Annotated in this window: 3 protein-coding genes; 2 read left to right on the top strand and 1 reads right to left on the bottom strand. The window is 63.8% G+C overall.

The window, feature by feature from the left end; translation table 11 throughout:
* Nucleotides 1-636 (top strand): zinc-binding dehydrogenase (locus ABYW26_RS13740; protein ID WP_372605476.1); only part of this gene is annotated, 636 nt, incomplete at its 5' end.
* On the opposite strand, the gene ABYW26_RS13735 is transcribed toward ABYW26_RS13740, so the two are convergent.
* Entirely contained in the window at nt 633-1,043 is a 411-nt protein-coding gene (locus ABYW26_RS13735; protein ID WP_372605475.1) for a hypothetical protein, read from the bottom strand. The genes ABYW26_RS13740 and ABYW26_RS13735 overlap by 4 nt on opposite strands.
* Before the next feature lie 83 nt (nt 1,044-1,126).
* On the opposite strand from ABYW26_RS13735, the gene ABYW26_RS13730 reads away from it, so the two are divergent.
* Nucleotides 1,127-2,131, top strand: a complete 1,005-nt coding sequence (locus ABYW26_RS13730; RefSeq protein ID WP_372605474.1) for a hypothetical protein — start codon at nt 1,127-1,129, stop codon at nt 2,129-2,131.
* Nucleotide 2,132: the final 1 nt, after the last annotated feature.

Below are 2,132 nucleotides of genomic sequence, written 5' to 3'. Positions count from 1 at the left end.
GTTCTGCGCCTCTCTGGCAAGGTCGATATCGACGGTGCGGCAACGCTGGGCGTGGCCTATCTGACCGCGTGGCGGATGGTGTTCGGCAAGACCCCGATCGCGCCGGGCGCGGTGGTGATGGTTCAGGGCGCGGGCGGCGGCGTGTCTTTGGCGGCGGCGCAACTGGCGCGCATGGCCGGGGCGCGGGTGATCGTCACCTCGACCGGCGCGGCGAAACTGGATGTGCTGCGTGCACAAGGGTTCGAGGTGATCGACTATGCCGAAACCACGGTCAGCAAGGCGGTTCTGGCCCTGACCAATGGCGAAGGTGCCGATCTGGTCGTCGATAACGTCGGCGCGGCGACATGGGACCAATCGCTGCGCAGCCTGCGGCGCGGTGGCAGTCTGGTGACCTGCGGCGCCACCACCGGCGGCAGCCCCAGCGCCGATTTGCAGCGCATGTTCATCCGGCAATTATCGGTGCATGGCTCGACCATGGGCAGCGTTGGCGAATTCCGGCAATTGATCGCCAGCTTCGAGGCCGGCGGCTTTGACCCGCTGATCGACAGCACCTATCCGCTGGATCAGGGGGCCGATGCGCTGGACCGGCTGTCCCATCCCGACCGGATGGGCAAGATCGTGGTCCGGATCGCCTAGTTGATCTGGATCGCCGCCCGCTCATAGCTGGCGGTGTCGGTGCTGCCGTCGTCAAAGGTCAGCGTCACCTCGACCTGTTCGACGCTGCCCAGCGGCAGGCCGACATAAGGCAATTCACCTGACGGCAGTTTCAGCGCGTTGGGCGAGGCCTCGTCGTCATAGCATGGCTCCATCCCGAACAATTGCGCCGGGCCGTCATTGACCCGGTATTCCACCTGCGCGACGCCACAACGAAAGCTGGCGATATGGGTGAAATACAGCAAGTCCCGGCCGTCATATTCCCGCACCGCGATCCAGTTGCCCTTGGTCATCTCAAGGATCGGGCGCACCTCGGCGGCGGTGGTCATGTTCTGCGCCCAGACCGGGCCCGCGCAGAGCAGCAGTGTAAGGATCGTTTTTCGCAGCATTTCCTGGCCTCCTGTCAGCAATCCGGGCTGGCCCGGACCGGCATTGCGGCTATACTTGGCCACAACATCGGGCAGGAACCAGTATGGCGGCAAAAGACGGCAAACGCCAAAGATTCAACATCATGGTCGTCGGCCAGAACGGACGCCTGCAATATGAGGCGCTGCTTTTGGCCGCGTCGCTGCGCCATTCCGACCCCGATTTCAGCGGCCGCCTGTTCGTGGTCGAGCCGCAACCCGGCCCGCGCTGGAAAAACGATCCGCGCATCGGCAGCGCCGACATCCGCGCCCTGCTAACCGAACTGGGGGCCGAAATCGTGCCCTTCGAGTCGCGGCATTTCGGCCACAGCTATCCCTATGGCAACAAGATCGAGGGCCTGTTCGCCCTGCCAAAGGATGAACCGTTCCTGTTTCTCGACACCGATACGCTGATCACCGGGGCGCTTGGCGCGGTGCCGTTCGATTTCGACCGCCCGTCGGCCTCGATGCGGCGCGAGGGCACCTGGCCCAAGATCGAACTTTACGGTCCCGGCTATGGCGAGATCTGGCGCGCGCTTTATGACCGGTTCGGGCTGGAGTATGAGCCGACGCTGGACCTCGATCAGCCCGACGAATACTGGCAGCGTTATCTGTATTTCAACGCCGGCTGGTTCCACTATCGCTGTCCGCATGTCTTTGCGCAGCGGTTTCTGGACTATGCTTTAGCGATCCGCGACGACCCGCCCGCAGCGGTGGCTTGTCAGGAATTCGACCCGTGGCTGGATCAGGTGGCGCTGCCGCTGGTGATCGCCAGCCTTGGCGGCGGCCGCCCCGGCCCCGAGCTGTCCGGAATGGATGGCGAGGTGACCTGTCACTGGCGGGTGCTGCCGCTGCTGTATGCCCGCGAAAGCGACCGGGTGGTCGAGGTTCTGGAAACCGTCAGCGCCCCGAACAAGGTCAAGAAACTGCTCAAGCAATATGAGCCGTTCAAGCGGATGATCTATCAGGGCAAGGGCCACAAGGTGCGCGACATGTTCGACCGCGCCGATCTGCCCCGGCGCGAACAGATGATCCGCAACCGGATCAAATCGGCCAATCTGTGGCTGCGCTGAT

Source organism: Actibacterium sp. (genome assembly GCF_041584535.1).
In the GTDB taxonomy this organism is placed as follows: Bacteria; Pseudomonadota; Alphaproteobacteria; order Rhodobacterales; family Rhodobacteraceae; genus Actibacterium_D.
This window is presented reverse-complemented; position numbering and strand designations above follow the sequence as displayed.